3 protein-coding genes are annotated in these 3,264 nt (G+C 35.4%); all 3 read left to right on the forward strand.

Features of this window, described 5'->3' with window-relative positions; genetic code table 11:
* Positions 1-1,090: histidinol-phosphate transaminase (locus DW657_RS16880; RefSeq protein ID WP_118313512.1), on the forward strand; the 1,090-nt coding region annotated here is incomplete at its 5' end.
* 7 nt (positions 1,091-1,097) lie between these two features.
* A complete protein-coding gene (locus DW657_RS16885) occupies positions 1,098-2,111 on the forward strand; it encodes an NAD/NADP octopine/nopaline dehydrogenase family protein (RefSeq protein ID WP_233547207.1) in 1,014 nt (337 codons plus the stop codon).
* A gap of 83 nt (positions 2,112-2,194) precedes the next feature.
* On the forward strand, positions 2,195-3,264 hold a 1,070-nt coding region (locus tag DW657_RS16890; protein ID WP_233547208.1), incomplete at its 3' end, for an adenylyltransferase/cytidyltransferase family protein.

Consider the following 3,264-nt stretch of genomic DNA (forward strand, 5'->3'; position numbering starts at 1 on the left):
TATTATGAATGGAGAAGAATTATTAAAACAATATTATAGTAGATATGGTGGTTTTTGGAGATTTCCTGAGATGCTTGATTATTGCTATCTGGTTAATCCATATTTCAATCGTTCTTCTATAATCGCAGACATGCAGGAATTCTTTCCTGTTCTGGTTTCAGAATATCCCTCAGGGATGGGCGTTAATTCGCTTTTGGCTAGCAAATGCTGGAATATCAAGCAAGAATATGTTATTCCTGGAAATGGTGCGGCAGAATTGATTAAAGTCTTAATGGAGAATCTCGAAGGTACAATTGGGGTTATACGTCCTACATTCGAAGAGTATCCTAATCGCCTGCCTGATGAACGTGTTTTTACTTTTGTTTCTAAGAAAGCTGATTTTCGTTATGATGAAGATGATCTTATAGAGTATTTTAGCACAGTCCCTGTTGATACTCTGTTGTTGATAAACCCGGATAATCCATCGGGTAATTTTATATCCATGCAAGGTATCCGTAAATTAGCTGATTGGACGAAACAGAAAAATATACAATTCATTCTTGATGAAAGTTTTGTCGATTTTACTGATGGATATGAAAATAATACCTGCATAGACAATTCTTTCCTAGAGGAATTTCCGCAGATGTTTGTAATGAAGTCTATATCTAAGAGTTATGGAGTACCTGGTCTTCGCCTAGGTATCCTTTGTAGCTCAAATGTTGATGCAATTGCCAAAATGAAGAAGCAAGTTAGTATTTGGAATATTAATTCATTTGCAGAGTTCTTTATGCAGATTTATCCAAAATATAAGGAAGATTATAAAAAGGCATGTGATCAGTTTATCAAAACAAGAAATGATTTTGAAAAGGAATTGAAGAAGATTCCGTTTATCCATGTGATGCCTTCGCAAGCTAACTATTTTTTCCTAGAAGTATTGCCTCCATATAAGCCAAAAGAACTTTGCGCAATTTTGCTTGAAAAATATAATATCTTGGCAAGTGCCTGTCTGGCAAAGAAAGGTATTGAACCAAATCGTTATATGCGTATTGCTGTGAGAAATCATGGTGATAATGCTAAGTTTATTAAGGCGATGAAAGATATAATGGCATAAAGATATAATGATGGATAGAATTTGTATTTGTGGTGGAGGTGCTCTAGGACATGTTATTGCATCATGGATTTCTGGGCATCATCATGTACGGGTTAATATTCTCACGAATCATCCGGAAAAGTGGGAACACCATATAGTCGTTGATACACCCGATGGAGAAGTGCTTCAAGGAGAAATTGATTTGATTAGTAATGATGCGAATGAAGTAATCCCCTCTTCTCATGTTGTGCTTTTATGCTTACCAGGTTTCTTGATTAAAGAAGAATTAGAAAGAATAAAGCCATATCTAGATTCAGACACTTATGTTGGAAGTGTTTTTTCATCTACCGGCTTTTTCTTTGAGGCACAGAAGATTTTGGATGAAACTCAACCATTATGGGGCTTTCAGAGAGTTCCTTTTATTTCAAGGGTGCAAGAATATGGTAAATCAGCTCATCTGTTGGGGTTCAAGTCTTCTTATAATATTGCAATCGAACATGTTGCAGAAGAAGAAAAGGTAAAGTTTGCAAGTATAATACAGCATTGGTTTGAACGTCCTGTAAATGTTTTGAATAATTTTTACGAGGCTAGTCTTACTAACAGTAATCCTCTGCTTCATACATCCAGACTTTATACAATGTTTGGTGGAAAAAATGAAGGTAGAATATACCCACGTATGTTACTTTTCTATGAGGAATGGACAGAAGAAGCTGCTGATTTATATATAAAGATGGATGAGGAATTCTTTAAATTGCTTAAAGTTTTACCGGTTTCAGAAAATTATCTTCCTACAGTGCTAGATTATTATGATAGTTATGATGCTAAGTCTTTGGCAGCTAAACTATCTTCAATCACAGGTTTTAAAGGTATAACATCACCAATGATTGAGACTAGTGAGGGTTGGATAGCAGATTTCAATAGTCGTTACTTTACAGAAGATTTTCCTTTTGGCTTAAAGTATATATGGCAATTAGCGCATAAACATGGAGTTTTTTGCCCAAATATAGATAAGGTTTACCAATGGGGTATTAGTAAAATTTAGTATAATATAAAATGTCACATATAAAAACTTCTAAAGGATTTTTGGAATATCGAAGCCATCTTCTTTACTTTGGTAATAAGGTGATGAATAAGGATAAAATGCTGGATAATCTCCATGTTCTTTCTGTTTATCTGGATAAGATAGACATCAATTGGGGACCAGCATTCGGATCACTTATTGGTGTAGTTAGAAATGATGATTTTCAGCCCTGGAAACCTTTCTTTGACATCTATATTCTGAAAGAAGACGAAGAGCGATTTAAGGATGTGCTATGGCTATTGTTGGAGGTTGGATTCAAATTAGTACGTTATGAACGTATTGGTCTTTATGTTCTTGAGCGAGGCGATGAGTTTATAAAGGTTTACGTTCTTCATAAAATCAGTACAGATGTTCGTCATACAGGTGGTGCAGATTTTATTCATGAAAAGTATATTCAGAATACGGTCAAATGGGATTTTAAAGGAATTAAGTTAAATGTTCCAGCAGAAGTAGATGAATATCTTGCCTTTCAATACGGTGAAGATTGGACCATACCAAAACAGACCGTGGTTTATTCGGCTACTCCTTTTGTACGTTTGTGGCATTGGGCTAAAACTTGGATTCAGGACCATCTGCCAGATTCTTTATATTATGTTTGGTTGTTTCATCATCGCAAGAAAGATTTTGCTAAATTTAAAAAACGTTGTGATAATGCAGGTATTCCTTTACCCAAGAACATACAATTGGCAAGTATGAAACCTCGAAAGTATAAGAAGGTTCTTACTGTTGGTGTTTATGATCTTCTTCATAAAGGTCACGTAGAATTGTATCGTAGGGCAAAAGGATTAGGTGATTATCTTATAGTTGCAGCACAGGATAGTGATTTTATTCTTAAGTATAAACCGACAGCCAAGATCCTTAATTCAACCGAAGACCGTAAGTATATGATAAAAGCAATTCGCTATGTTGATGAAGTTATTACATATACTGATGTTGATAAAATAGTACAAGAAGTCGATTTCGATGTGTTCGTAACAGGTCCAGACCAATGCCACGATGGCTTCCAACGAGCAATTAGGTGGTGTGAGGAACATGGCAAGGAGCATATCGTGTTAGGAAGAACTGATGGGGTAAGTTCGAGCGAATTGAAAGCAAAGATTGCTGCAAAAACACA

It is taken from the genome of Prevotella sp. AM23-5, assembly GCF_003473645.1.
In the GTDB taxonomy this organism is placed as follows: domain Bacteria; phylum Bacteroidota; class Bacteroidia; order Bacteroidales; family Bacteroidaceae; genus Prevotella; species Prevotella copri_A.

Coding starts and splice junctions, on each gene's coding strand:
- DW657_RS16885 (WP_233547207.1), top strand. CDS start 1,098: ATGATGGATAGAATTTGTATTTGTGGTGGAGGTGCTCTAGGACATGTT.